The sequence below is a fragment of the Bacillus sp. OV322 genome (genome assembly GCF_900112495.1).
Taxonomy (GTDB): Bacteria; Bacillota; Bacilli; order Bacillales; family DSM-1321; genus Peribacillus.
Window position 1 is genome coordinate 266,521 of the sequence record NZ_FOMA01000002.1, and the last position, 23,260, is coordinate 289,780.

Sequence of the window (23,260 nt, forward strand, 5' to 3'; positions counted from 1 at the left end):
CCGCCGTGGGGATGAAAAAATAGCCATAGGAAGCGAGGGACGATAGATGATTGGATTAGCCAAAGGCCTGAAATACACTCTTCAAAATCTGACCCGGAAAAAGGTGACGTATGATTACCCTAATGAACCGCTCCCATTGCCTGACCGTTTTCGCGGCATACAAAAGTTTTATCCGGAAAAGTGCATTGTCTGTAATCAGTGCGTCACGGTTTGTCCGACAGACTGCATCCAATTAACAGGCAAGAAACACCCTGACCCAACTAAGAAAGGCAAGATCATCGATACCTATGATATCAATTTCGAGATCTGCATTTTATGCGATTTATGTACAGAAGTCTGCCCGACTGAAGCAATCGTCATGACCAATAATTTTGAACTGGCTGCATATAGCCGGGACGATCTTTTTAAGAACCTGGAGTGGCTTGATGAAAATGATGAAAATATCCGGCAGGTGAATAAGGCATGAGTCTTTCAGGAGAGCTTGCTGCATTCATTGTGCTTGCCATCATCGCTGTCGGCGGGGGGATTTTTCTAATCAATCTGACAAAAGTGGTTCATATGGTGGAGGCCCTGGTTTTTTCCTTTATCAGCATAGCAGGTATTTATATCCTGCTTTCAGCGGAATTTGTTGCCTCGGTCCAAATTCTGATTTATTCAGGAGCGGTGACAATCATCATGCTGTTCGGCATTATGCTGACCCGCCATAATGATGCCGAGGTCCAGCAAATGGGCAAGGGGCGGAAAATTCTTCTTCTTTTCTCACTTGCCGGATTTGCTTTTGCTGTGTATATGGGCATCTACCGTCTGGATATTCCGGCACAGCCAAATACGCTTCATGTTTCAAATACAGAACAAATCGGAAAAGCCCTATATTCAAAAAATGTCATACCTTTTGAAATAACCTCTGTACTTTTGCTGGTCGCATTGGTTGGAGCAATCGTACTTGCGAGAAAAGATGAGGAAGAAAAGGAGGATGCCAAGTCATGACCTCTGTACCGCTTTCTGCTTATCTGGCGCTGGCATTGGCCCTATTTTGTATTGGACTATACGGGGCACTGACGAAGAGAAATACGGTCATTGTCCTAATCTCAATCGAGCTGATGATGAATGCAGTGAATATTAATCTGGTGGCATTCAGTAAATTAGGTGTCACTCCGTCCATAACAGGACAGGTATTTTCATTGTTTACAATCACGGTTGCTGCCGCTGAAGCAGCTGTCGGCCTTGCCATTTTGATGGCTCTGTACAGGAATCGCCAATCTGTGAATATGGAAGATAACAGCTCTATGAAGCACTGATTTTTTACAGAATTGAAGCTCACAGCATGCTTTAAAAGATGCTGGCATGCAGAGAAGGAGATTTGATACGATGATGGAATTTGCATGGCTGATCCCGCTGTTCCCCCTAGTCTCTTTTGTGTTTCTTCTTCTATTCGGAAACGTTATTAAGGGAAAAGCGGCATATATCGGCATCTTTTTAACTCTTTTTTCATTGGTCCTTTCACTGCTGGTACTGTTTGAACGGTTTCACTCGCCATCATACAAGGCGTCTGCAGAATGGCTGGTGATTGGGAATATTACAATAGACGCCGGGTTTACCGTAAATCAGCTGAATGCCTTAATGCTGGTGATTGTCTCCCTGGTCAGTTTGCTTGTGCAGGTCTATTCAAAAGGATACATGAACGGGGACCAGCGTTTTTCTGTGTTCTACTCTTACTTGGGACTGTTTACATTTGCCATGCTCGGTCTGGTCATTTCGCCAAATCTGCTTCAGCTCTATATGTTTTGGGAGCTTGTCGGGCTTGGGTCCTTCCTATTAATAGGTTTTTATTTTCAAAAAGAAGAAGCAAAACAGGCAGCAAAAAAGGCTTTCATCATGACAAGAATCGGAGATGTGGGCTTGTTAATCGGGATTCTTCTATTATTCTGGCAAACACACAGCTTCAGCTTTGATGTAATTTTTAGCGCAGTCCAGACTGGCAGCATTTCTTCCGGGATGGTAACCATAATTTCCATTTTGATTTTCATTGGAGCGGTTGGGAAATCAGGCCAGTTTCCGCTGCATAGCTGGCTCCCTGATGCGATGGAGGGACCGACACCGGTGTCGGCACTGATACACGCCGCCACAATGGTAGCGGCTGGCGTGTACCTGGTCGCCACAATGTTTCCATTTTTCTCGGGCAGCGAAACAGCGATGTCGGCGGTTGCTGTTACAGGCGGATTTACCGCTATTTTTGCAGCATCCATTGCGCTTGTCCAAAAGGATATCAAACGTATCCTCGCTTACTCGACGATATCGCAGCTAGGCTACATGATGCTTGCACTTGGAACGTCTGGCTACACGGCCGGCATCTTTCATTTAATGACGCATGCCTTCTTTAAAGCACTTCTGTTCCTTGCTGCCGGAAGCGTCATACACGCTGTACATACTCAGGATATCGAGAAAATGGGAGGCTTATGGAGGAAGATGAAGCTGACAGGGCCGCTGTTCCTGATTGGCACGCTCTCCATATCTGGTGTACCGCTTTTCTCGGGATTTTTCAGTAAAGACGAGATCTTTGCCTCAGCCTGGGCAAGCGGACATGATGTACTATTTTGGCTGGCCCTGGTTACTGCCTTTTTAACATCCTTTTACATGTTCCGACTGTTTTTTATGGTGTTTGCAGGCTCTGCAGGGAGTGAACGTGAAAGCATTCAGGAATCTCCGGCCAGCATGACAGGGCCGATGATGATTCTTGGAATCCTGGCTGTGGGGAGCGGATATGTGAATACCCCCTGGTTTGGTTCATTTCTTGGAGACTGGCTGGCCAAAGGGAATACTTCCCTGCCTGGCCCGGTCCATATAGAAGCTCCGAGCTGGATCATGTTTGCAGCGGCTGCTGTTTCCCTGTGCGGAATTTTGCTTGCCTACCTGATTTACGGAAACCGCTCCATTTCGAGAAACTGGCTGATGAATGCGGACTCGCCTATTTTTCAGACGTTATTCAATAAATTTTTTATTGATGAAATCTATTTCTTTTCCATCGGCAAGGCGGTAAAAGGTATTAGTTTATTCCTTTCGGGATTTGAGCGTTTCATCCTGGGAGGGCTTGCCGGCGGCGTGGCGGGTGCCGTGCAAAGTCTGGGGAAAAGCGGCTCTAAGCTTCAAACGGGCCATGTTCAGCTATACGGCACCATTGCCTTCTTTTGTATAGCCGCCATCATGGTGATTTACGCTTTGACGGGAGGCTATATTCTATGAGTGTTCTTTTGCTGACCATCCTTATATTTTCACCTGTACTCGGCATTGTGCTGCTGCTTCTCTGGCCGGCTGATGAGGAAAGAATGATTAAATGGATTGGGGTTTTTGGTACCATTCCAGCTCTTGTTTTGGCATGTTATTTGTACCTTCAGTATCGCTCGGGTACAGACCTATCCAGGTTTTCAATAAACACAGACTGGCTGAAATTTGGGAATCTGAAGCAGTATGGACCTGATTTTTTTGCTGTACATTATGAGCTGGCAGTGGATGGCCTGTCCCTTGTTATGCTGCTTTTGACGGCAGTACTTTGTACAATGGGTGCAATAGCCTCTCTTTCTATTAAAAGTGAATGGAAAGGATACTTCCTTCTCTTTCTGCTGTTAGAGATAGGGATGCTCGGTGTCTTTGCAGCTCAAAATCTGGTTCTGTTTTTTATCTTCTTTGAAATCACACTGATTCCGATGTTCTTCCTGATTGGAAAGTGGGGATTTATCCATAAAGAAAAAGCTGCGTACAGCTTCTTGATTTATAACGGAATCGGTTCAGCCATTCTGCTGATTGTTATCATGATTTTATTTGCCAAAACAGGCACTACAAATATTGAGTACTTAAAAAGTGTGATGACAGCCGGAAGTGAAGCACCATATATGCCGATATCCCAAGCTTTAAAGAATGGACTGTTTTTTGCGCTGCTGATTGCATTCGGCATTAAATTGCCGATATTTCCTTTACACGGCTGGATGGTTAAGGTCCACGTCCAGGCGCCGCCTTCGATTGTGATGCTTCATGCCGGTGTGCTGCTGAAAATAGGCGCCTATGGACTGATCAGGTTTGGGATGGGGATCTTCCCGGAACAATTTGAAAAGTGGGCGTATCTAATTGGGATACTGGGTGTGATCAATATTCTTTACGGTGCCTTTTTAGCTTTGATACAGTCAGACTTTAAAAAAGTGCTGGCCTATTCATCCGTTTCTCATATGGGAATTGTACTGATCGGACTTGCTGCTTTGAATGAAGCGGGGATTCAAGGCGCCATTTTCCAGGTTGTTTCACACGGATTGATCGCTGCGCTGTTATTTTTCCTGGTGGGTGTTATGCATGTGAGGAGCTCTTCCCAGTCACTGATTGAACTTAGCGGGCTGGGTAAGAAAATGCCGCGGATATCCGGCTTATTGCTTGCAGGCGGCATGGCTTCGCTCGGACTTCCAGGCATGTCGGGCTTCATTAGCGAATTTACGGCTTTTCTGGGGATATTCAAGGTATATCCGGTGCTTGCATCGGCAGGAGCCCTTGGGATCATCTTAACTGCAGTTTATATTTTACGGGCTGTTCTGCACATTACGTTCGGTAAAAATGAATCCGGAATCCTGCCATCTTCAGAAGACATAAAGGGTATTGAACTGACGCCTGTAATCATACTGCTCGGACTGATTGTCTTGATCGGTGTGTATCCGGCGGTATTAAGCGGTCCATTGCAAACGGCACTGGATACAATTTTGTTAGGGATAGGGAGCTGATGGGAAATGGATATGCATACAATGCTTTCATATGACTGGAGGCTCATGCTTCCGGAATTTATCATTCTTGCTGCTGCTGTCATTCTCTCCCTGCTCGATTTATTTTTGCCTGGACGTTTAAGCAGGAGGCCGCTTGCCTGGATTGGGATTGCAGGAATTCTGCTGTCGCTGATTTCGCTAATTGGTTTGATGGATGAAAAAGATGCGGGCATTTTATATGATACGTTCCGGCTGGATTCCTTCTCGAAAGCGTTTAAGCTTTTATTGCTAAGCGGTGGTGCCATGGTCTTGCTTTTAGCAGAAAGCTATCATCCCAAGGAAGGAATGAAGGAATACCGCGGAGAATTTTATTATCTTTTTTTAACAGGGCTTCTCGGTGCAATGATGATGGCGTCAAGCGGCGACTTAATCACCCTGTTTACAGGGCTTGAACTATTGTCGGTTTCTTCCTATATCCTTGCAGGCATGAGGAAAAAACACTTGCCATCTAATGAGGCAGCGATGAAGTATATTATCAGCGGAAGCATTGCTACAGCCATTACCCTGTTTGGAATGAGCTATTTATACGGCTTGACGGGCACAACTAATCTAATAAAGATGGGCTCGTATATGGCGAATCTGGCAAACAGCCAATTTCTATACTTAATTGGGCTTGCCTTTTTTATGATTGTTGGCGGTCTGTCCTTTAAACTGGCTTCCGCGCCTTTTCACATGTGGGCTCCGGATGTGTATGAAGGATCGCCGGCACCTGTCACAGCCTTTTTAAGCACCGTTTCAAAAACAGCAGGCTTTGTCATTTTAATAAGAATCATTTGGACACTATTTTTTTATGTCCCCGGAGACGAGCTCGGTGCCCAGACTTTTCTGGAGAAAAACAATGTGTATCTAGCACTGCTCGCGGCACTGTCGATCATTATCGGAAATGTAACAGCACTAAGGCAGCGAAACATCAAACGCTTATTTGGGTATTCAAGCATCGCCCATGCCGGATATCTGCTTGTTTCAATCGTCTCGATAGGTGCACAGCCATTCTTCTATGATGCAACATGGTTTTATCTGCTTGCTTACTTGCTGATGAATATGGGCGCCTTTGCAGTCATTCAGATAATAACCGTCCATACTGGATCAGAAGACATTTCCTCTCTTGCCGGGTTATATAAACGTTCTCCGTGGCTCGCTTGTACCATGGCTGTTTTCGTTCTTTCTCTAGCCGGAATCCCAGGTACAGCAGGTTTCATCGGAAAGGTGTATATCTTCATGGGCGCTTTCTCCGATCAGCCTGCACATTATGTACTGGCTTCCATCTTAATTGGAGGCACCATCGTTTCTTATATCTACTATTTTGGCCTCCTGACCCAAATGTTCTTCAGGCCGGTGCACACAAACCCGGTGCCTAAGGTTCCCGCAGGAATCATCGTGGTACTCGTACTCTGCCTGACTGGGACAATATTGTTTGGTGTTGCGCCTAACCTTGCTATAAATCTGCTGAAATGAAGGAGCATGGGGATAGTTTAAAGGAGTTAACCCTGTGGACTAGTGGCAGGAGTTCACTAGAAAGCTGGATGGAACTGAAGCTCATGTAACCATGGTAGCTGAAAATCTGTATGATGCCTTAAAGGGACCTTGAAAATGAGGTTCTTTTTTTGTGCAGCAGAAGGGCTTCCTTTTCCGGAGGATTTTTGTACAAATTGTGTCTAAATTAAGAATAATTGTTTGATACTTTAGATGCATTCTTCCTTTTTAATTCCAAATCCAATTGTGATCTATGCTAAAATGGTTATGAGTGTATTATAGGAGGTATTTATGTTTACAGATATTGGACAGCAGGCCTTAACGGGTATTGTGGTGCATCTTTTTTTTATTGCCATAACTTGGTGGGCGCTTCAGGCGCTGAACTTTGATAAGCTATTAAGATCGAATTCAGTTTTGAAGGCCAGGGTCCTGTACATATTGCTGACCATTGCAATAGGATCAGCCGTAAGCAAGTTTTTCCTGGATTATCTCGTATATTCAAATCAGCTTCCTTTCATGTTTCATCAGGGATAAGGACTTTTATATGCAGTTCAGATCATGTTTCTTCTTGTGAAGGTTGTAACAACCGTAAAAGCGATGTATAGTTTGTCTATTGCATGTGTCGATTACTGACGAGAAAAACTTAGTATGTGCACACTCTCTTTATGGAAAACATAGAAATAAAGAGAGGGGCTAATGCCATGAAAAATCAATTGAAAAAATTGTTGCCATACATAGGTATTCTGGGTTTGATTATGTTTTTGTTTGGGAATAGTACGATTAGCACAAAAGCGGAACCCGATATCGTCAAAATGACCGGACTTTTACAGCAGGAAAAGAGCATGCATATCGAGGATTGGTCTGTATATGCCAGAGAAAGAATGAAGGGGATTGCGACTGAATCTGAATTTAATCATGAAGTAGAAAAATTAAAGAAAATTTCTCCTGATTTTCAATGGAAAAAAGAAGGAGACAAACAGAGCTGGAAGGCTTCAGCTACTTTTGAACATGTCGAAAACGGTCTAGTAGAGTCTATAAATCTCATGACTACCCACGGAAAAACAAATCAGGTTACGTATATAATATATGAGGTGAAGGGCTCCGTCTGGAAAAAGGATTATGCATCTTTTTTGAAAACACCATTTCAAAAAAGGATTCATGACATTTTTCGAGGAAATCCTTCAATATTCTCTTGTGTAAAGGGTCATTTCAGTGATACTATTGATAAGGTTTTACCCTTAGAAATTACAAGATTATTAGACTTATTTCAAGCAAAGGAAATTGAACATGTAAAAGAGCAAAATTTTATTTCTGTAACTGGACACACAAATGTGTTCGAGCAATCATTGACTAGTGAACATATGAATTTGCAGCTTGCTTTAAGAACAGAAGGATTGGGCGGAAAAACCAGCTTTACAGTTGGCACACCCATCATCACGTTTGAATATTAATATAGAGAAATTGGACGCGGAGGGGAATACTTTTGGAAAAAATCATCGTCCGCGGCGGAACTAGGCTAAGCGGGACAGTTAAAGTAGAAGGCGCAAAAAACGCCGTATTGCCAGTTATCGCTGCAACATTATTAGCAAGTGATGGGAAAAGTATCATTAAAGACGTTCCCACACTCTCCGATGTATATACAATAAATGAAGTATTGCGCAACTTGAATGCAGAGGTTGCCTTTCAAAATAATGAAATCACTGTAGATGCATCTAGAGAGTTATTGGATGAAGCACCATTTGAATATGTGCGCAAAATGCGGGCTTCAGTGCTTGTAATGGGTTCATTATTAGCAAGGAACGGCCGTGCCCGCGTTGCTTTGCCTGGAGGATGTGCTATTGGATCACGCCCCATCGATCAGCATTTAAAAGGCTTTGAAGCAATGGGAGCAAGTGTTAAAGTCGGAAATGGCTTTATCGAAGCAGAGGTAAACGGGAGATTAAAAGGTGCACGTGTATACCTGGACTTCCCGAGTGTTGGCGCTACTGAAAATATCATGATGGCCGCTACTCTTGCTGAAGGAACAACCATTCTTGAAAATGTAGCAAAAGAACCTGAAATTGTAGACCTTGCAAACTTCCTGAATGCAATGGGAGCAAAAGTTAAGGGTGCAGGTACAGGAACCCTTAAAATTGAAGGTGTAGATAAATTATACGGTGCTGAGCATAACATTATTCCAGACCGCATTGAAGCTGGAACATTCATGGTTGCTGCAGCTCTAACCGGCGGAGATGTTGTCGTGCAGGGTGCAATGCCTGAGCACATGACTTCTTTGATTGCGAAATTGGAAGAAATGGGCGTTTCCATTGAAGATGTAGGCGAAGGGCTTCGCGTTATCGGACCTGAAAAGCTTAAGGCTGTTGATATCAAAACAATGCCGCATCCAGGATTCCCGACAGATATGCAATCACAGATGATGGCATTATTGCTTCGTGCTGAAGGAACAAGCATGATTACAGAAACGGTATTTGAAAACCGTTTTATGCATGTTGAGGAATTCCGCCGCATGAATGCTGACGTTAAGATTGAAGGGCGTTCTGTTATCATTAATGGACCGTCAGATCTGCAGGGTGCTGAAGTGGCTTCCACTGATTTGCGTGCAGCTGCATCTTTAATCCTGACTGGCCTTGTTGCTGAAGGAATCACTCGTGTGACAGAGCTTAAGCATCTGGACCGCGGATATGTTAATTTCCACGGCAAGCTTGCATCTCTTGGTGCAGACATTGAACGTGTTCAAGACGAAACGGAAACAGGCAGCGAAACAATCGCCGCTGATTTGAACGCTTAATCAGAAAATAATCCGCATAGGATTACATGGGGCCAGTTCCCGTTTCAGTATGACTGCTGAAACGGGAACTGGCCCTTTTGCTTTCAAACAGGAGGTTTTATAAACCTGCAGAAATCATCGAAAGGCTGTCATAAATGCTTGTCCAATCCCATACATTTTTATAGAAGACCTGCCAAAGCACGAGATTCTATAGAGCAGAAAATGCATAGGGAGGACCGCCAATCTTGAAAGCCATTAAACCGTTCATCGCACTTTTTATTGCAGCTGCATTTGTACTAATCATGGTTCCAGCACTCCTTGTACTGCCATTCTCCGGTAAGGAGGAAAATGGCAGGTTATCACAGCATTTAGAGGGGCAAGTCAGGCATGAAGGAAAGAAGGTGAACGCTATTTCAGAACCTGCTATAGAGGTTTCCGTATACCGGGCACAATCCAGGCAAATTCAGAAATTTCCGCTCGAATCCTATGTTGCAGGCGTAGTGGCAGCTGAAATGCCAGCCGATTTTAAAATAGAAGCGCTTAAGGCGCAGGCCCTGACAGCCAGAACGTATATCGTAAATCAGCTGATGGCTCATGAGAAAGCTGGCTTGCCGGACGGCGCTGATGTTTCAGATACAATAAAACATCAGGTGTTCAGAAATGACGAAGAATTAAAAAAAGAATGGGGCTCCCAGTACAAAGATAAATTAAGTAAAATAACAAAGGCAGTTGCAGCAACAAGCGGGCAGATCCTGACTTACAACGGCAAGCCCATACAGGCCCTGTTTTTTTCAACAAGCAATGGCTATACAGAAAACTCAGAGGATTACTGGTCCAGTTCTATCCCTTATTTAAAAAGTGTATCAAGCCCATGGGATAAGTCATCTCCTAAGTTTTATTATAAAAAGACCATTCCGGTATCTGAATTCGAACGGAAGCTCGGCATCCATTTGTCTTCCGGGAATGCAATAGGCACAGTTACTAAACGGACTCCTGGAAAGAGGGTCGGAACCGTTGACTTCGGAAATAAAAAACTGACAGGAAAACAGATCCGGGAGACCCTTGATCTGAAATCTTCTGATTTTGAATGGGTCCGAAAAGGCAGCGACATTGTCATTACCACAAAGGGCTTTGGCCATGGAGTGGGGATGAGCCAATATGGAGCAAATGGCATGGCAGAGCAGGGAAAAGATTATAAATCTATTGTCAAGTACTATTACCGGGGTGTGGAAATACAATCATCAAACAATCTTCTTCATACATTAACGGCCAGAAAATAAAAAAGAGATGATCACAGCTGATGTGATCATCTCTTTTTTATGTGTTTAATTTCTCTATCTTGGTTAAAAAACCGCGGTGGTGCTTGAAGTAATGGTAGCCGACATGAAAGTATACAGCGGCAATACCGATGAAATCCTTCACAATATCAATCAAGCTTGCATCCCGTGAAGGAACGAAGGACTGATGAAATTCATCCAGCAGTGCATAAAGGGCCGCGATGACAGCAGCAAATAAGCTGGTTCGTGCCGTTAATTTTGTATGGGCAGCAAGGGCTGCGGCGAAAAGTGCATACAAGATGGCAAATTCAATTAAATGCATGGCCTCTTTGATGAATCTGTCTGCAGAGGATGATGGCAGCTCCATCACCAGATTATCTGAGTGGCTGGATAAGAACCAGATCACACCCATATAGATAAAAGGCAGGATGGTTAAAATGATGCGTGCGTAATTTTTCATGGCAATACTTCCTTTACTTGATCTCACATCAACGGGCAGCAGGCGCCTTGATTGGCAACTTTACTTAGAAAGAGACAACTAGCCCATAAATGCCCATTGTTTGAATCTAGCTTCATTCGAAATAGAGAGATGGAGATTCACTAGATATACTAGCCATTTTATCAGTATTAGCAGGAAAGGGAAACACAAGGAACAAGGCCAAATCGCATTCCTGAACAAAAAGAAAATAATGGATGTATAATTAAATGCATCAAAACAAAAGATACATGTAAAAAAGTTTTTATCCCTCATGTATATAATCCTTGCAATCTGTTCAAAATGTTAGCAGAGGTGATAAATATGAGAGAGGAAGAAAAGAATACTTCCAAAAAAACAAACATACAGCGCCTAAAAAACCGGCGTTGGGCTTTACCGGCAATTTATATCGCAAGTGCAGCAATTATCCTGGCAGGAGCATTTTGGATGCAGAACAGCTATAATGACTCTGCTGACAAAAGCAAAGAACAATCACAGACCACTGGCAAAGGATTCAAAGAGCCTGCAGTTGAGGTAAACAGCAAGTTAGAAACAATTAAGATGCCTGTTGCGGATTCCACTGACTCTGTTATCAAAAAACAATTCTATGATGCAAAAGCAGACGCAAAAGAACAGGAAGCAGCATTAGTTTCCTACAATAACAGATTTGAACCCAATAAAGGCATAGATATTGCCATGAACGACGGAAAGACTTTTGATGTAGTTGCTTCATTCAGCGGAAACGTTACAAAAGTACAAGATGATGCATTGCTTGGAAACGTAGTTGAAGTTGAACATGACAATGGTGTGGTTACCCGTTACCAATCAATCACAGATATCAAAGTAGCAGTTGGAGATCAAGTGAAGCAAGGACAAACCATTGCAAAAGCTGGCAGCAGCCTGATCAATGAAGAAGCCGGCACACATGTACACTTCGAAATCCGCAAAGACAACGTAGCCTTGAACCCGCAAGATTATTTTGAGAAACAAGTATCAGCTATCCAATCTGCTTCTGATGAAAAAGCAACTTCAGAAAAAGCTTCTTCTTCTGATAAGAGCCAAACTGAGGAAAACGATCAGCTTGATAAGAACTTGGATCAATCCGGCGAGCCCGGCCAAATCTTAGATGGAACTGACAATGAAACAGACGGTTCATCTCTTGATACATCTGACGAAGGCTAATAACAAAATCAACTAAACGCAACCATATATCGTACCCATTAACACAGCAAACTGAAAATTTGGTAAAGAAACCCTCCATACGGCGGGTTTCTTTTTTTTGCATTGGGTTTGGTTAATCTTTATTAATCCAGCTCCAGCGCCTAGCTCGTTTTGCAAAAGATGTTTTGTTTTGTCCTCAGAAGGCAAAGTGCGCCTTCCAAGGCCAAAACCCTATTTGCTTAGGCCCCCAGGATGGGGGTCACAAAGACGTTGCCGCAGGACGCGGCGTTCTTAGTCTTTGATCCTATGAACAGGCGCTTCCGCTTTTTGCTTACTCGACAAATTTCTTGGGAAATAATAGTGATTTTCATAGAGTTAATAGAGATTTGCAGTTTTTGAGGGGTTTTTTTTGGTTTATGGATGTTTTTCGGCAAAAAATAAAATTGCCCGTCCTAATTGAGCAAATTGTGCATAAATTTTTAACCAAGCTAATAAGATGTTAGAAACCATACAAAGAGAGCGGTTGAGGTGAGTAATCGTTTTGATTAAATTATAAATACAGTTGAACATATATTTGTTTGTAATTTCCGGGGCAGCGGCTTATTTCAGCCGAAAGCGAATCTCATTTCATACTTCTCACATCCAATTTGGGGAGGTAGAGGGTGTGCACGATTACATCAAAGAAAGAACTATCAAGATAGGAAAGTATATCGTGGAGACAAGAAAAACGGTTCGCGTAATCGCGAAGGAGTTTGGTGTATCCAAAAGTACTGTCCACAAGGATCTGACAGAAAGGCTGCCGGAAATCAATCCGGAGCTGGCAAATGAAGTAAAGGATATATTAGATTATCATAAATCGATCCGCCATCTGAGGGGCGGGGAAGCAACCAAGTTAAAATACAAGCGTTCAGAAAGAGAGGAGGAAACCGTAAAATAAAGAATTTAATAAAGAAGAATGCTAAGCCGGTCCTTTATGTGAATACGTTCAAATAAAAGGGGTTTAAAAAGGAAATACTTTGAAAAAAGTGTTACCTTAAAAAATGAACCTTAATTGAATGTTCACTGAAGACCGGTTTTTTGCTTGTTATTATTGCACCTTTAGGAAAAAATTTACTTAATTTATATTTCTCACTATTTCTGGACTATTCAATATGATAAAATATAAAATTAGGACAGAAAGTGGTTTTTCGATGAAAAGTGCCGAATCTGCAAAAAAAAATTCATTCTAAAAACATCCTGTTATGGGTTCGGAATATAAAAATACGAACGTTTGTTATGAGAGACATTCAAGGAGGAAATGAGTATCATGTTTGCTAGGGATATTGGGATAGATCTCGGTACAGCTAATGTGCTGATACACGTCAAAGGTAAGGGAATTGTGTTAAACGAACCTTCTGTTGTTGCGATTGATAAAAACACTAATCGTGTTCTTGCAGTCGGCGAGGAAGCAAGAAAAATGGTAGGGCGGACCCCTGGGAATATAGTAGCTATCCGGCCGCTCAAAGATGGAGTCATCGCTGATTTTGATGTAACGGAATCCATGCTCAAGCACTTTATCAATAAACTGAATGTGAAAGGCTTTTTATCGAAGCCGAGAATTTTGATCTGCTGCCCGACGAATATTACCAGCGTTGAACAAAAGGCCATTAAGGAAGCTGCTGAAAAAAGCGGCGGCAAAAAGATTTACCTTGAAGAAGAACCTAAAGTGGCTGCTATCGGAGCAGGCATGGATATCTTCCAGCCAAGCGGAAACATGGTCGTTGACATTGGCGGCGGAACAACGGATATTGCCGTTCTCTCCATGGGTGATATTGTTACTTCTTCTTCCATCAAAATGGCTGGAGACAAATTCGATGGTGAAATTTTAAGCTATATTAAGCGCAAGTATAAGCTTCTTATCGGAGAAAGAACAGCTGAAGACATTAAAATCAAGGTTGCTACTGTTTTTCCCGGCTCGCGAAATGAAGAAATAGACATCCGCGGACGTGATATGGTTTCCGGTCTTCCAAGAACCATTACAGTGAGATCTCAAGAAATAGAAGAAGCACTGCGCGAACAGGTAGCAGTTATCGTCCAGGCTGCCAAGAGTGTATTAGAACGTACTCCGCCTGAGCTTTCTGCTGATATCATAGACCGCGGTGTTATTTTAACCGGCGGCGGAGCATTGCTTCATGGCATTGACCTGCTCCTTGCAGAAGAGCTGAAGGTTCCAGTCCTTGTTGCAGAACAGCCGATGGATTGCGTTGCAATTGGTACAGGCATTATGCTCGATAACATGGACAAGCTTCCAAGACATAAATTCAGCTGACAATGAATGTAAAATACTAATAGCCAAAAGGGTCTCAATGTTCAGATAAACATGAAGGCACAACAGTGTTTGTGCAAAAAATGATTGTGAACAATGGGCCCTCTTGTATTTTTTTAACACAATTCCTTTGTATTTGAATAATTTTCCCCTTTTTAAAAACCGGTTTTAAAGGCACTTTCGGTTTTTATGTAATTCAGTCAAAGAGCGCCTTCTATTCTTACGCGGCTTATGCTTGTCAGGCTGAACAGGCGCTTGCGCTTTTTATGTATTTCGCTAAAGAAGCTGATTTTCCTTCCGATATTTATTATATTACCGAAAAGAATCCGGATTTTGCTTTTATTGCCCTTCAGGATGACTGGGCTTTTATATATTTTAGGTGAGGTGCAGGAATGTTAAGAGGTTTTTATACAGCTGCTTCGGGCATGATTGCCCAGCAAAGAAAAACAGAAATGCTGACGAATAACTTATCGAATGCTGATACTCCAGGATTTAAAACCGATCAGTCAAGCCTGCGGTCATTTCCCGACATGCTTCTTGAACGGATCGACCGAAATGCCGTCCCTGCTGAAAATGGCCTGAGTCTTCCTGTCAGCAGTACGGTTGGGAACCTTTCAACGGGTATCTATATGCAGGAAGCCACTCCGCTTTTTTCACAGGGAGATACAAAAGAAACGCAAAGAAATACAGACGTTGCCCTTGTAGATGGAGACATGCCTGTTAATGCCGCTAACGGCAAGAAAGGCAGCATCTTTTTTACGGTTGAAAACGCAGACGGCCAGTCGCGTTATACCCGCAACGGAAACTTTGCTCTTGATGGACAGGGGTATTTAACAACCTCAGCAGGTGACTATGTGCTGGATGATAATAAAAAACGCATAAAGCTGAACAGCGAAAATTTTACGGTAAGCGACACAGGATACATTGAGGAAAACAGTCAGCCTGTTGCCCGTCTGGGGATTTCCTTTTCTGATAATCCCTATCAGCTTGTTAAAGAGGGAGACGGCTTGTTTAAGGCTCCTGCAGGTACGGTGCTGAACAGCGCTTACACCAGCCCGAACGTAAACTTTACTATGAAGCAAGGCTTTATTGAGAGCTCGAATGTAGATCAATCACGTACCATGACAGATATGATGTCTGCTTACAGATCCTTTGAAGCCAATCAAAAGATCCTGCAGGCATATGACCGCAGCATGGATAAAGCAGTAAATGAAGTCGGGAAACTGGGATAACGAAAAGTCCCTGAATTCTTATGTCAATGAAGCCCAGAGAAATCCGGCATAGCCAGCAAAAGGGGAATAGCAATGAATCGGACAATGATTACCTCTACAAATACAATGAACCAGCTTCAGCAGAAAATGGACATTATTTCAAATAACATGTCCAATATCCAGACAAACGGCTATAAACGAAAAGAAACCTATTTTAATGACTTGCTTGTTCAGCAGGTTGATAACCAGACCAACAAATCTAAAGAAATAGGCAGGCTGACACCACTTGGCATCCGACAGGGAAACGGGGCCAAGCTCAGCCAGTCCCAGCTTGTTTTGACACAGGGAGCCATCAAGAACACAGACCGCAACCTGGATATAGCACTAAAAAAGGAAGATTTGTTCTTTAAAGTGCGGGTTTCTGACGAAAAAGGGCAAAATATACGGTATACTAGAGATGGCGCTTTCTATCTGTCACCAGCCGGAGGGAATGCTGTACAGCTTGTAAACGGAAGCGGTTATCCCGTTTTGGATTCAGCTGATCAGCCAATTGTAATTACCGGTGATGTGAAAAAACTGACCATCTCAGAAAATGGCCAGATAGCGGCAGAGAAGAATAATGGAACGGTTCAAAACTTTGATCTTGGAGTCGTTTCTCTTAAAAAACCTCAATTCATGGAACAAATCGGTGAGAACTTATTAGGCATGCCTGCTAATCTGAATCGACTTGGAGCTGCACCCGCGGATATCATGACCTCCTTAACTGGCGGCCTCCGCTCAAATATATCCATGCAGCAGGGAGCGCTCGAAACGTCCAATGTGGATCTGTCTAAGGAAATGACAGATCTTATGGGTGTGCAGCGCCAATATCAATTTCAGTCAAAAGCGGTTACAGTGGCTGACCAAATGATGGGATTAATCAACGGAATCCGTTAATTGAGGAACATGTCGGGCTAAAAGGAGCTTTCAGTCATTAGTATGCCAGAGAATAACTTAACCAGAGAAGAATATAAACAAAAGGCCGGTAAAGAAAAAAACAAGAATAAAAGGATCCGCATTAGGCTTTTGCCGATCTGGCTGAGGCTCCTTATTGTGGCTGGTCTAATAGCGGTATGCACCATTTCTGGAGCCATTGTCGGCTATAGTGTAATAGGCGGCGGCAGTGCAATGGATGTTTTCCACAAATCAACATGGACACATATTACAGACATCGTAAATAAAGATACAAATCCCGGCTAAAGCAGTCCGGGATTTTCTTTTGCCTGCTTGTGCGCTAGAATGTTTCCTTATATTCGTGTTATCCTAGTAAAGGAAACCTTATGAAGGAGTGAATGCTTTGTTAGATATTACACAAATTAAAGAAATTATTCCGCACCGATATCCTTTCCTGCTTATTGATAAAATCGTTGAAATCGAAAATGGAAAAAGAGCGGTAGGCATCAAGAACGTTACGGCAAATGAAGAATTTTTTAACGGCCACTTTCCTGAATATCCGGTAATGCCTGGCGTTTTGATTGTAGAGGCTCTGGCACAGGTGGGATCTGTAGCAGTTTTAATTCAAGAAGAATATAGAGGCCGTCTTGGATTTTTTGCGGGGATTGACAGCTGCCGTTTCAAAAGGCAGGTAAAGCCCGGTGATCAATTAAGACTGGAAGTTGAACTGACAAGGCTTAGAGGGTCAGTCGGCAAAGGCAAAGCAGTTGCCACTGTGGATGGTGAAATTGCCTGTGAAGCAGAAATCATGTTTGCCTTTGGAGATAAAAAATAAATACATAAACAATCCGGATGTGTGTCTATATGCGCACATCTTCTTTCGTATATTCACGTGAATTCAGAAGAAGATTTGGTGATATAGGCCTGTTTTTCTTAGAGAAGGTTTATTTTATGTGAAAATGTGCAATGATATAAGTGGAAGCAGTATTCTATGCAGCATTGCATAGGATTTTTGTTCATTAATTCATTTGAATTTTTTGGTTTGGTAAACCAATCTTTATTTTCTCCCTATGGAGGCCGGGCACATGTGTCCGGCCATTTTTTTTCTTAAAGGGAAATACAGGCGCCGTAAATTTATAAAAGCTGATTCTGCTCTTGCAGAATCAGCTTTTTTGCAGGGACGCTTTTACGGTTATTTGTTAGCAGTCAGTTTTGGACGGGAGCGGATTTTCTCTTTGAATTGTTCCACAAGTGCTTCTCCGGTCATTCCTTGCTGGATCAGATCTTCAAGAAGCAATTCGGCATACTTGCTTCGGGATCGCTGCAGATGGCCTTCAAACATGATGCTTTTATGGCCTTCTAAATCTTTGATGATCCGCAGAATGGTTTTAAAGGAAGCCGGATCGTTTTCTTTTTTGGTAATGACAGCCTGGATGTTCACCTCTCCGTTCACTGGCGGGAGAGCGTCCTTGATTTTTTTGAATTGTTCGTTCTCAATCAAAGCCTCCAGCAGCCATGTGCTCTGGTCATCTTCTTTATTGATGATCAGCCCATCCGTAAGCTCTGCTTCAATTAATTCCTGTTTTTCATCCGCTATCTGCAAAGAAATTAATTTAAACGTTTTCATACATTCCCTCCCTTTCTCTTGTCCATCTTTCTCTAGCATACCCGATTACTATTCAGTATTAAAAGCAAAAGATTTAGAGAAAAATGGAACACGAAAAAAAGTTTGAAAATGATCAAAATCAAGTTTTATATCCAAACCCTCAACTAAATCGCCCTTTTTCTTCAGGAAAAAATACAGGAATGCAGCAGCAAAAGGGTTTTGCAGGGTTCTTTTGCTGATTTTACGGAGGTCTTTGAATTCAGTATGATAAAGGCACTCAGACAGAAAGGAGCTGATTTATTGATTAATCAAGTTACGCTGGTAGGAAGGCTGACCCGTGATCCCGAGCTGAGATATACGCCCGAAGGTACAGCTGTTTCTAATGTAACGCTTGCCGTGAACCGGAATTTCCGGAATGGAGATGGTGAATATACAGCAGATTTTGTACAATGTACGCTATGGAAAAAAACAGCAGAAAACACGGTCCAGTATTGCCGGAAAGGTTCTATAGTCGGAATCGTCGGGAGAATCCAAACGCGCAGCTATGAAAATCAGGATGGAAAAAAAGTCTACGTTACAGATGTTGTAGCAGAAACCGTGCGTTTTGTCGGTACTAAGCAAGCTGAGAATCCAAAGCAGGAATATGAAGCAATCAAGTTTTAATTAAACTAAGTAGAGGTGAAGATAATGGGAGAAAATGAACGTCAGGAAAGCTGCAGATTATTTGAAGATGAAAAAGGGGAGTTCCCGGCTCTCGACCGGCTGAATTTTCAACAAAAGACAGAGAGGACAGATCAGCTTATCGGCGACCTGATCCGATATATTGCCAAGACGCATGTGAAGGTTTCCAACAGCGAATATCAAATGGTTCAGCTGGAAATTATACTTGCCCGGGTAGAAAGCGAATCGAAAGCTTTACGCGCCCAAAATGAATCACTTATCCAAAGGCTTTCTGAGCTTGAACAGGCAGCCATTCCTCAAACAATCAGAAGAAAACAATCATTCTTCATGGAAGGAGGATCGCTGCACTTCCGCTCACAGCACACACTTCTTTAGTCTTTGCCCCTCCATTATCCAAAAATGACTGATATAATCCTTCTTCGGCCCAAAGAATGATTACTCCGCAAAACCCCCAAAATTCTGCGCATGTTTCCCCTATAAAATACAAAATAGACTCCTTGCACAGTGGCTGCTCCCCGCAGCCCTTTTTTTCGTCCAGCAAAGCACATTATGCAAACCTGCAGACTAATGTGTGAAGTCCAAATGACAGCAGATTATGCAGCGGAGTTACTTGCTTGTGAAATTATGAGTATGCCCAGTTATCTGTAAAAATAAAATATTCAAAAAATAGTTATTGTCAAATATTTAGAAAAATGGCATAATTCAATGAGACTATTTATCTAGTTTTACAACATCCAGATAAGGGAGGGTGATTTATGGTCAATCCGATTGTGGAAGTAAAAGGCTTGAAAACAAGCTTTATAACAGATGACGGCGAAATTCCGGTGGTAAATTCAATCGACTTTCATATTAACCCGGGAGAGGTCTTAGGGATTGTAGGCGAATCAGGATGCGGAAAAAGTGTAACCTCACTTTCCATAATGGGACTGGTTGATCCGTCCGCAGGGAAGGTAGAAGGGGAAATTCTTTTTAAAGGCAATAACCTGGCAGATGCGTCGGAAGCAAAAATGAGAAAAATACGCGGAAATGAAATTGCCATGATCTTTCAGGAGCCGATGACAAGTTTAAATCCTGTATTTACCATTGGGGAGCAATTAACAGAGTCGCTCCGGATACATAGAAGGTGGAATAAGCAAAAGGCAAGGGAACGTGCAGCTGACATGCTGAAGCTTGTTGGCCTTGGACGGGCGGAGGAACTGCTGAATGAGTATCCTCACCAGCTTTCAGGAGGCATGAGGCAGCGTGTCATGATTGCGATGGCCATGATCTGCGAACCTGAACTTCTGATAGCGGACGAGCCGACAACGGCCCTGGATGTGACCATTCAGGCGCAAATTCTGGAACTGATGAAAAAGCTGAATAGAGAAACAGACACGGCCATAATGATGATCACTCATGATTTGGGTGTTGTAGCAGAAATCTGCCAGCGTGTAGCTGTTATGTATGCAGGGCGAATTGTGGAAGAAGGGGATGTCAGGTCTATTTTTAAAAGTCCAAAGCATCCGTATACGATTGGCCTGATAGAATCTGTGCCAGATATGAGAGAGAAAAAGGATAGGCTTTACTCTATACCTGGAAATGTTCCTAAACCTGGAGGTGCCCCGCTTGGCTGCCAGTTCGCCCCAAGGTGTGCACACGCCATGGACAGATGCCTGAGTGAGACTCCGCCGCTTCATGCCTTTGAAAATGGGCAGCAGGTCAGATGCTGGCTTCATGAAGACGGGAAAGGAGATAAAATCCATGTCACAGCCATTAGTTAAGGTAGAAAACCTGAAAAAGCATTTTCCGATCAAAGGCGGGCTGCTCGGGAAGAATGTCGGCGAAGTGAAAGCTGTCGACGGGGTATCCTTTTTCATAAAAAAAGGAGAAACGCTCGGGCTGGTAGGTGAAAGCGGGTGCGGCAAGTCAACAACGGGCCGGATGCTGCTCAGGCTTCTCGAACCGAGTGAGGGAAAAATTTACTTTGAAGGAAAAGACATTACCACCCTCTCACAAGGAGAAATGAGGAAAATGAGGCGGGAAATGCAGATGGTTTTCCAGGATCCGTTCGCCTCGCTCAATCCACGGCACACCGTGGAAAAAATTCTGGAGGAGCCTTTAATTGTCCATGGAACAGCGGATAAGAAGGAACGAAAACGCCGGGTAAAGGAACTGCTTGAAATTGTGGGCTTAAGCAGCTACCATGCCAAGCGCTATCCGCACCAATTCAGCGGAGGGCAGCGCCAGCGGATAGGAATTGCAAGGGCACTTGCCGTAAACCCGAAGCTGATCATTGCCGATGAACCGGTCTCTGCACTCGATGTATCCATTCAGTCACAGGTGCTGAACCTTCTTCAGGATCTTCAGAAGGAATTTGATTTAACATACCTATTCATTGCGCATGACCTCGGAGTCGTAAGGCACATCAGCGACCGTGTCGGTGTCATGTACCTTGGGCATATTGTGGAACTGGCTGACAGCGAAATGCTGTACCGGAATCCGCTTCACCCGTATACACAGGCCCTGCTTTCTGCCGTGCCGATTCCTGATGTGGATTACAAGAAGGAGAGAGTCCTGCTGCAGGGTGATGTGCCAAGCCCGTCTAACCCGCCAAAAGGCTGCCCGTTCCATACCAGATGCCCTAATGCAATGGAGGTATGTTCAACGGCCAAACCGGTCATGCAGGAAATTGAAACAGGCCATTACGCTGCATGTCATTTATATCAATGACAAAGCGTAGATATATAAAGGCATATAAATTAGATAATTGGGGGAAAACGCATGAAAAAAGCATATTGGCTATTTTTAATTAGTGTACTTGCCTTATCGATGGCATTATCCGGCTGTTCATCTTCGAAAAAGGGCAATTCCAGTGCAAAAGGCGGAGATGTAATGATTTACGGCAAGGGAGGAGATGCAGTTTCCCTTGACCCTGCCGTTGTAACAGACGGGGAATCCTTCATCGTCACACACCAGATCTTTGAAACCCTTGTGAACTATGGAAAAGATAATACGAATATTGAACCGGGCCTTGCTCAAAAGTGGGACATCTCACCGGATGCATTAACCTATACCTTCCATCTGCGTGAAGGCATCAAATTCCAGGATGGAACAGATTTCAATGCAGACGCTGTCGTTAAAAACTTCCAGCGCTGGGCACAAAGCAAAGACCCTGCAAAGTTTGCCTACTATCCTTCCATGTTTGGAGGATTTGAAGGAGATAAGGGCCATGTAATCAAAGAGGTTAAGGCAGTCGACGCGAAAACTGTTCAATTTACATTGAACAGGCCTCAGGCTCCATTCCTTAAAAACCTGGCAATGAGCCCATTTGCTATCGCAAGCCCTACAGCTTTTGCGAAAGCTGATTTCGGGAAGCATCCTGTAGGAACAGGACCATTTAAATTTGTGTCATGGAAACCAGGCGATACAATCGAAGTTACTAAAAACGATAAATACTGGCAAAAAGGCCTTCCTAAGCTTGGCGGCGTGAAATTCAAGGTCATCAAAGACAACTCTGCACGATTGAATTCCCTTGTTAAAGGCGAACTCGACTTGATGGATGGCTTGAATCCAAGCGACATGAGCAAGGTTAAGTCTAACAGCAAATTGCAATTGTTCGAACGCCCTTCCATGAATGTGGGCTATATCGGATTTAACAACCAAAAAGCGCCTTTTGATAAAAAAGAAGTGCGCCAGGCGATCAGCCACTTAATCAATAAAGAAGATATTATCAAAAACTTCTATGAAGGAACGGCTGAACCAGCGAAAAACCCAATGCCGCCTTCTGTAGGCGGATATGATGATGATATCCAGGATTATGAATATAACGTAGAAAAAGCTAAAGAATTACTGAAAAAAGCAGGATATGAAAAAGGCTTCAAAATGGATCTTTGGGCAATGCCGGTGCCTCGTCCGTATATGCCTAATGGACAAAAGGTGGCAGAAGCCATTCAAGCAAGCTTAAAACAAGTAAATATTGATGCTAAGATTGTGACGTTTGAGTGGGCAACATATCTTGAAAAACTTCAAGCTGGCGAAGCTCCAGTATTCATGATGGGCTGGACAGGCGATAACGGGGATGCCGATAACTTCCTTTACACATTGCTTGATAAGGACACTATCGGATCCAATAACTATGCACGCTATTCAAATAACGATGTTCATAAATTATTACTAGAAGCACAGTCTACTGCCAATGAAGCAAAACGCAGTGAGCTTTACAAAAAAGCACAAGAAATTATCCACGAGGACGCACCATGGGTACCGCTTGTACACTCTAAGCCACAGCTTGCAGGAAGCAGCACAATCAAAGGCTTTGTTCCGCATCCAACAGGAACACAATCCTTTATCGATACTTCTATGAAATAATTTCAGCCGTACAAAAGGGAAGTATGGATCCTGCATGCTTCCCTTTTGTTTCGCAGACTGAAAGCCTAGGAGAATAAGTGATTACAGAAATCCTTTCGGAAAAAATGCAGGCTTATACAAAAAGTAACGGTGTCTAACTCCAGCGTCCAGCTTACTGTGCAGAAGATGATTGCCCCATAAGGCAAAAAACGCCTTTTGGTTCAATCCCTTTCTGCTTCGCAAGCTGAC

At 43.2% G+C, this 23,260-nt stretch carries 25 protein-coding genes; 23 read left to right on the forward strand and 2 right to left on the reverse strand.

Features of this window, described 5'->3' with window-relative positions; all coding sequences use genetic code 11:
• Positions 1–46 precede the first annotated feature (46 nt).
• The 10 genes from nuoI (at position 47) to spoIID (ending at position 10,316) form a co-directional block, all read left to right on the forward strand.
• On the forward strand, positions 47–466 hold the full coding sequence (gene nuoI, locus BM126_RS05710) for an NADH-quinone oxidoreductase subunit NuoI (protein ID WP_090988619.1): 420 nt from the start codon (positions 47–49) through the stop codon (positions 464–466).
• Positions 463–987, forward strand: a complete 525-nt coding sequence (locus BM126_RS05715; protein WP_090988620.1) for an NADH-quinone oxidoreductase subunit J — start codon at positions 463–465, stop codon at positions 985–987. Before nuoI ends, BM126_RS05715 begins: the two co-directional genes overlap by 4 nt.
• Positions 984–1,298 carry an NADH-quinone oxidoreductase subunit NuoK gene (gene nuoK, locus BM126_RS05720; protein WP_071351103.1) on the forward strand — a complete coding sequence of 105 codons (315 nt, stop codon included), beginning with the start codon at positions 984–986 and terminating at the stop codon, positions 1,296–1,298. The genes BM126_RS05715 and nuoK overlap by 4 nt, the downstream gene beginning before the upstream one ends.
• Before the next feature lie 70 nt (positions 1,299–1,368).
• A complete protein-coding gene (gene nuoL, locus BM126_RS05725; protein ID WP_090988621.1) occupies positions 1,369–3,240 on the forward strand; it encodes an NADH-quinone oxidoreductase subunit L in 1,872 nt (623 codons plus the stop codon).
• Positions 3,237–4,757: a complex I subunit 4 family protein gene (locus BM126_RS05730; RefSeq protein ID WP_090988622.1), complete on the forward strand. Its 1,521-nt coding sequence runs from the start codon at positions 3,237–3,239 to the stop codon at positions 4,755–4,757. The genes nuoL and BM126_RS05730 overlap by 4 nt, the downstream gene beginning before the upstream one ends.
• 6 nt (positions 4,758–4,763) lie before the next feature.
• Positions 4,764–6,251, forward strand: coding sequence for an NADH-quinone oxidoreductase subunit NuoN (nuoN, locus tag BM126_RS05735; RefSeq protein WP_090988623.1), 1,488 nt, complete (start codon positions 4,764–4,766; stop codon positions 6,249–6,251).
• 309 nt (positions 6,252–6,560) lie between these two features.
• Positions 6,561–6,803 carry a DUF1146 family protein gene (locus BM126_RS05740; RefSeq protein WP_090988624.1) on the forward strand — a complete coding sequence of 81 codons (243 nt, stop codon included), beginning with the start codon at positions 6,561–6,563 and terminating at the stop codon, positions 6,801–6,803.
• Between the two features lie 167 nt (positions 6,804–6,970).
• Positions 6,971–7,720: a YwmB family TATA-box binding protein gene (locus BM126_RS05745; RefSeq protein WP_177201322.1), complete on the forward strand. Its 750-nt coding sequence runs from the start codon at positions 6,971–6,973 to the stop codon at positions 7,718–7,720.
• A gap of 32 nt (positions 7,721–7,752) precedes the next feature.
• Positions 7,753–9,057 carry a UDP-N-acetylglucosamine 1-carboxyvinyltransferase gene (murA, locus tag BM126_RS05750; RefSeq protein WP_071351109.1) on the forward strand — a complete coding sequence of 435 codons (1,305 nt, stop codon included), beginning with the start codon at positions 7,753–7,755 and terminating at the stop codon, positions 9,055–9,057.
• 221 nt (positions 9,058–9,278) lie between these two features.
• The gene (gene spoIID, locus BM126_RS05755) at positions 9,279–10,316 is read left to right on the forward strand and encodes a stage II sporulation protein D (protein WP_090988626.1); all 1,038 of its coding nucleotides are present in this window, start codon (positions 9,279–9,281) and stop codon (positions 10,314–10,316) included.
• 37 nt (positions 10,317–10,353) lie between these two features.
• Here the strand turns inward: spoIID and BM126_RS05760 are convergent, their stop codons facing one another.
• On the reverse strand, positions 10,354–10,773 hold the full coding sequence (locus tag BM126_RS05760) for a VanZ family protein (RefSeq protein ID WP_090988627.1): 420 nt from the start codon (positions 10,771–10,773) through the stop codon (positions 10,354–10,356).
• Between the two features lie 339 nt (positions 10,774–11,112).
• On the opposite strand from BM126_RS05760, the gene BM126_RS05765 reads away from it, so the two are divergent.
• The 7 genes from BM126_RS05765 (at position 11,113) to fabZ (ending at position 17,233) form a co-directional block, all read left to right on the forward strand.
• The gene (locus BM126_RS05765) at positions 11,113–11,970 is read left to right on the forward strand and encodes a stage II sporulation protein SpoIIQ (protein WP_090988628.1); all 858 of its coding nucleotides are present in this window, start codon (positions 11,113–11,115) and stop codon (positions 11,968–11,970) included.
• A 643-nt stretch (positions 11,971–12,613) separates the two neighbouring features.
• The gene (gene spoIIID / locus BM126_RS05770; RefSeq protein WP_071350753.1) at positions 12,614–12,886 is read left to right on the forward strand and encodes a sporulation transcriptional regulator SpoIIID; all 273 of its coding nucleotides are present in this window, start codon (positions 12,614–12,616) and stop codon (positions 12,884–12,886) included.
• Positions 12,887–13,255: 369 nt separating this feature from the next.
• The gene (locus BM126_RS05775) at positions 13,256–14,257 is read left to right on the forward strand and encodes a rod shape-determining protein (protein ID WP_090988629.1); all 1,002 of its coding nucleotides are present in this window, start codon (positions 13,256–13,258) and stop codon (positions 14,255–14,257) included.
• A gap of 389 nt (positions 14,258–14,646) precedes the next feature.
• Positions 14,647–15,486: a flagellar hook-basal body protein gene (locus BM126_RS05780; protein ID WP_090988630.1), complete on the forward strand. Its 840-nt coding sequence runs from the start codon at positions 14,647–14,649 to the stop codon at positions 15,484–15,486.
• 72 nt (positions 15,487–15,558) lie between these two features.
• Entirely contained in the window at positions 15,559–16,401 is an 843-nt protein-coding gene (locus tag BM126_RS05785) for a flagellar hook-basal body protein (RefSeq protein ID WP_090988631.1), read from the forward strand.
• A 42-nt stretch (positions 16,402–16,443) separates the two neighbouring features.
• On the forward strand, positions 16,444–16,704 hold the full coding sequence (locus BM126_RS05790) for a DNA-directed RNA polymerase subunit beta (RefSeq protein ID WP_090988632.1): 261 nt from the start codon (positions 16,444–16,446) through the stop codon (positions 16,702–16,704).
• 97 nt (positions 16,705–16,801) lie between these two features.
• Entirely contained in the window at positions 16,802–17,233 is a 432-nt protein-coding gene (gene fabZ, locus BM126_RS05795) for a 3-hydroxyacyl-ACP dehydratase FabZ (RefSeq protein ID WP_071352312.1), read from the forward strand.
• 357 nt (positions 17,234–17,590) lie between these two features.
• Here the strand turns inward: fabZ and BM126_RS05800 are convergent, their stop codons facing one another.
• Positions 17,591–18,025, reverse strand: a complete 435-nt coding sequence (locus BM126_RS05800; protein ID WP_090988633.1) for a YwpF family protein — start codon at positions 18,023–18,025, stop codon at positions 17,591–17,593.
• A gap of 83 nt (positions 18,026–18,108) precedes the next feature.
• Here BM126_RS05800 and BM126_RS22730 point away from each other — a divergent pair, with 83 nt between their 5' ends.
• The 6 genes from BM126_RS22730 (at position 18,109) to BM126_RS05825 (ending at position 23,032) form a co-directional block, all read left to right on the forward strand.
• A complete protein-coding gene (locus BM126_RS22730; protein ID WP_256212987.1) occupies positions 18,109–18,243 on the forward strand; it encodes a hypothetical protein in 135 nt (44 codons plus the stop codon).
• A 61-nt stretch (positions 18,244–18,304) separates the two neighbouring features.
• Positions 18,305–18,667 (forward strand): single-stranded DNA-binding protein, encoded by a 363-nt coding sequence (locus BM126_RS05805; RefSeq protein ID WP_090988961.1) that lies wholly within the window; start codon positions 18,305–18,307, stop codon positions 18,665–18,667.
• 24 nt (positions 18,668–18,691) lie between these two features.
• Entirely contained in the window at positions 18,692–19,060 is a 369-nt protein-coding gene (locus BM126_RS05810) for a hypothetical protein (protein WP_090988634.1), read from the forward strand.
• A 380-nt stretch (positions 19,061–19,440) separates the two neighbouring features.
• Entirely contained in the window at positions 19,441–20,445 is a 1,005-nt protein-coding gene (locus BM126_RS05815; protein ID WP_090988635.1) for an ABC transporter ATP-binding protein, read from the forward strand.
• A complete protein-coding gene (locus BM126_RS05820; RefSeq protein WP_090988636.1) occupies positions 20,426–21,394 on the forward strand; it encodes an ABC transporter ATP-binding protein in 969 nt (322 codons plus the stop codon). Before BM126_RS05815 ends, BM126_RS05820 begins: the two co-directional genes overlap by 20 nt.
• 51 nt (positions 21,395–21,445) lie before the next feature.
• Entirely contained in the window at positions 21,446–23,032 is a 1,587-nt protein-coding gene (locus tag BM126_RS05825) for an ABC transporter substrate-binding protein (protein ID WP_090988637.1), read from the forward strand.
• Positions 23,033–23,260: the final 228 nt, after the last annotated feature.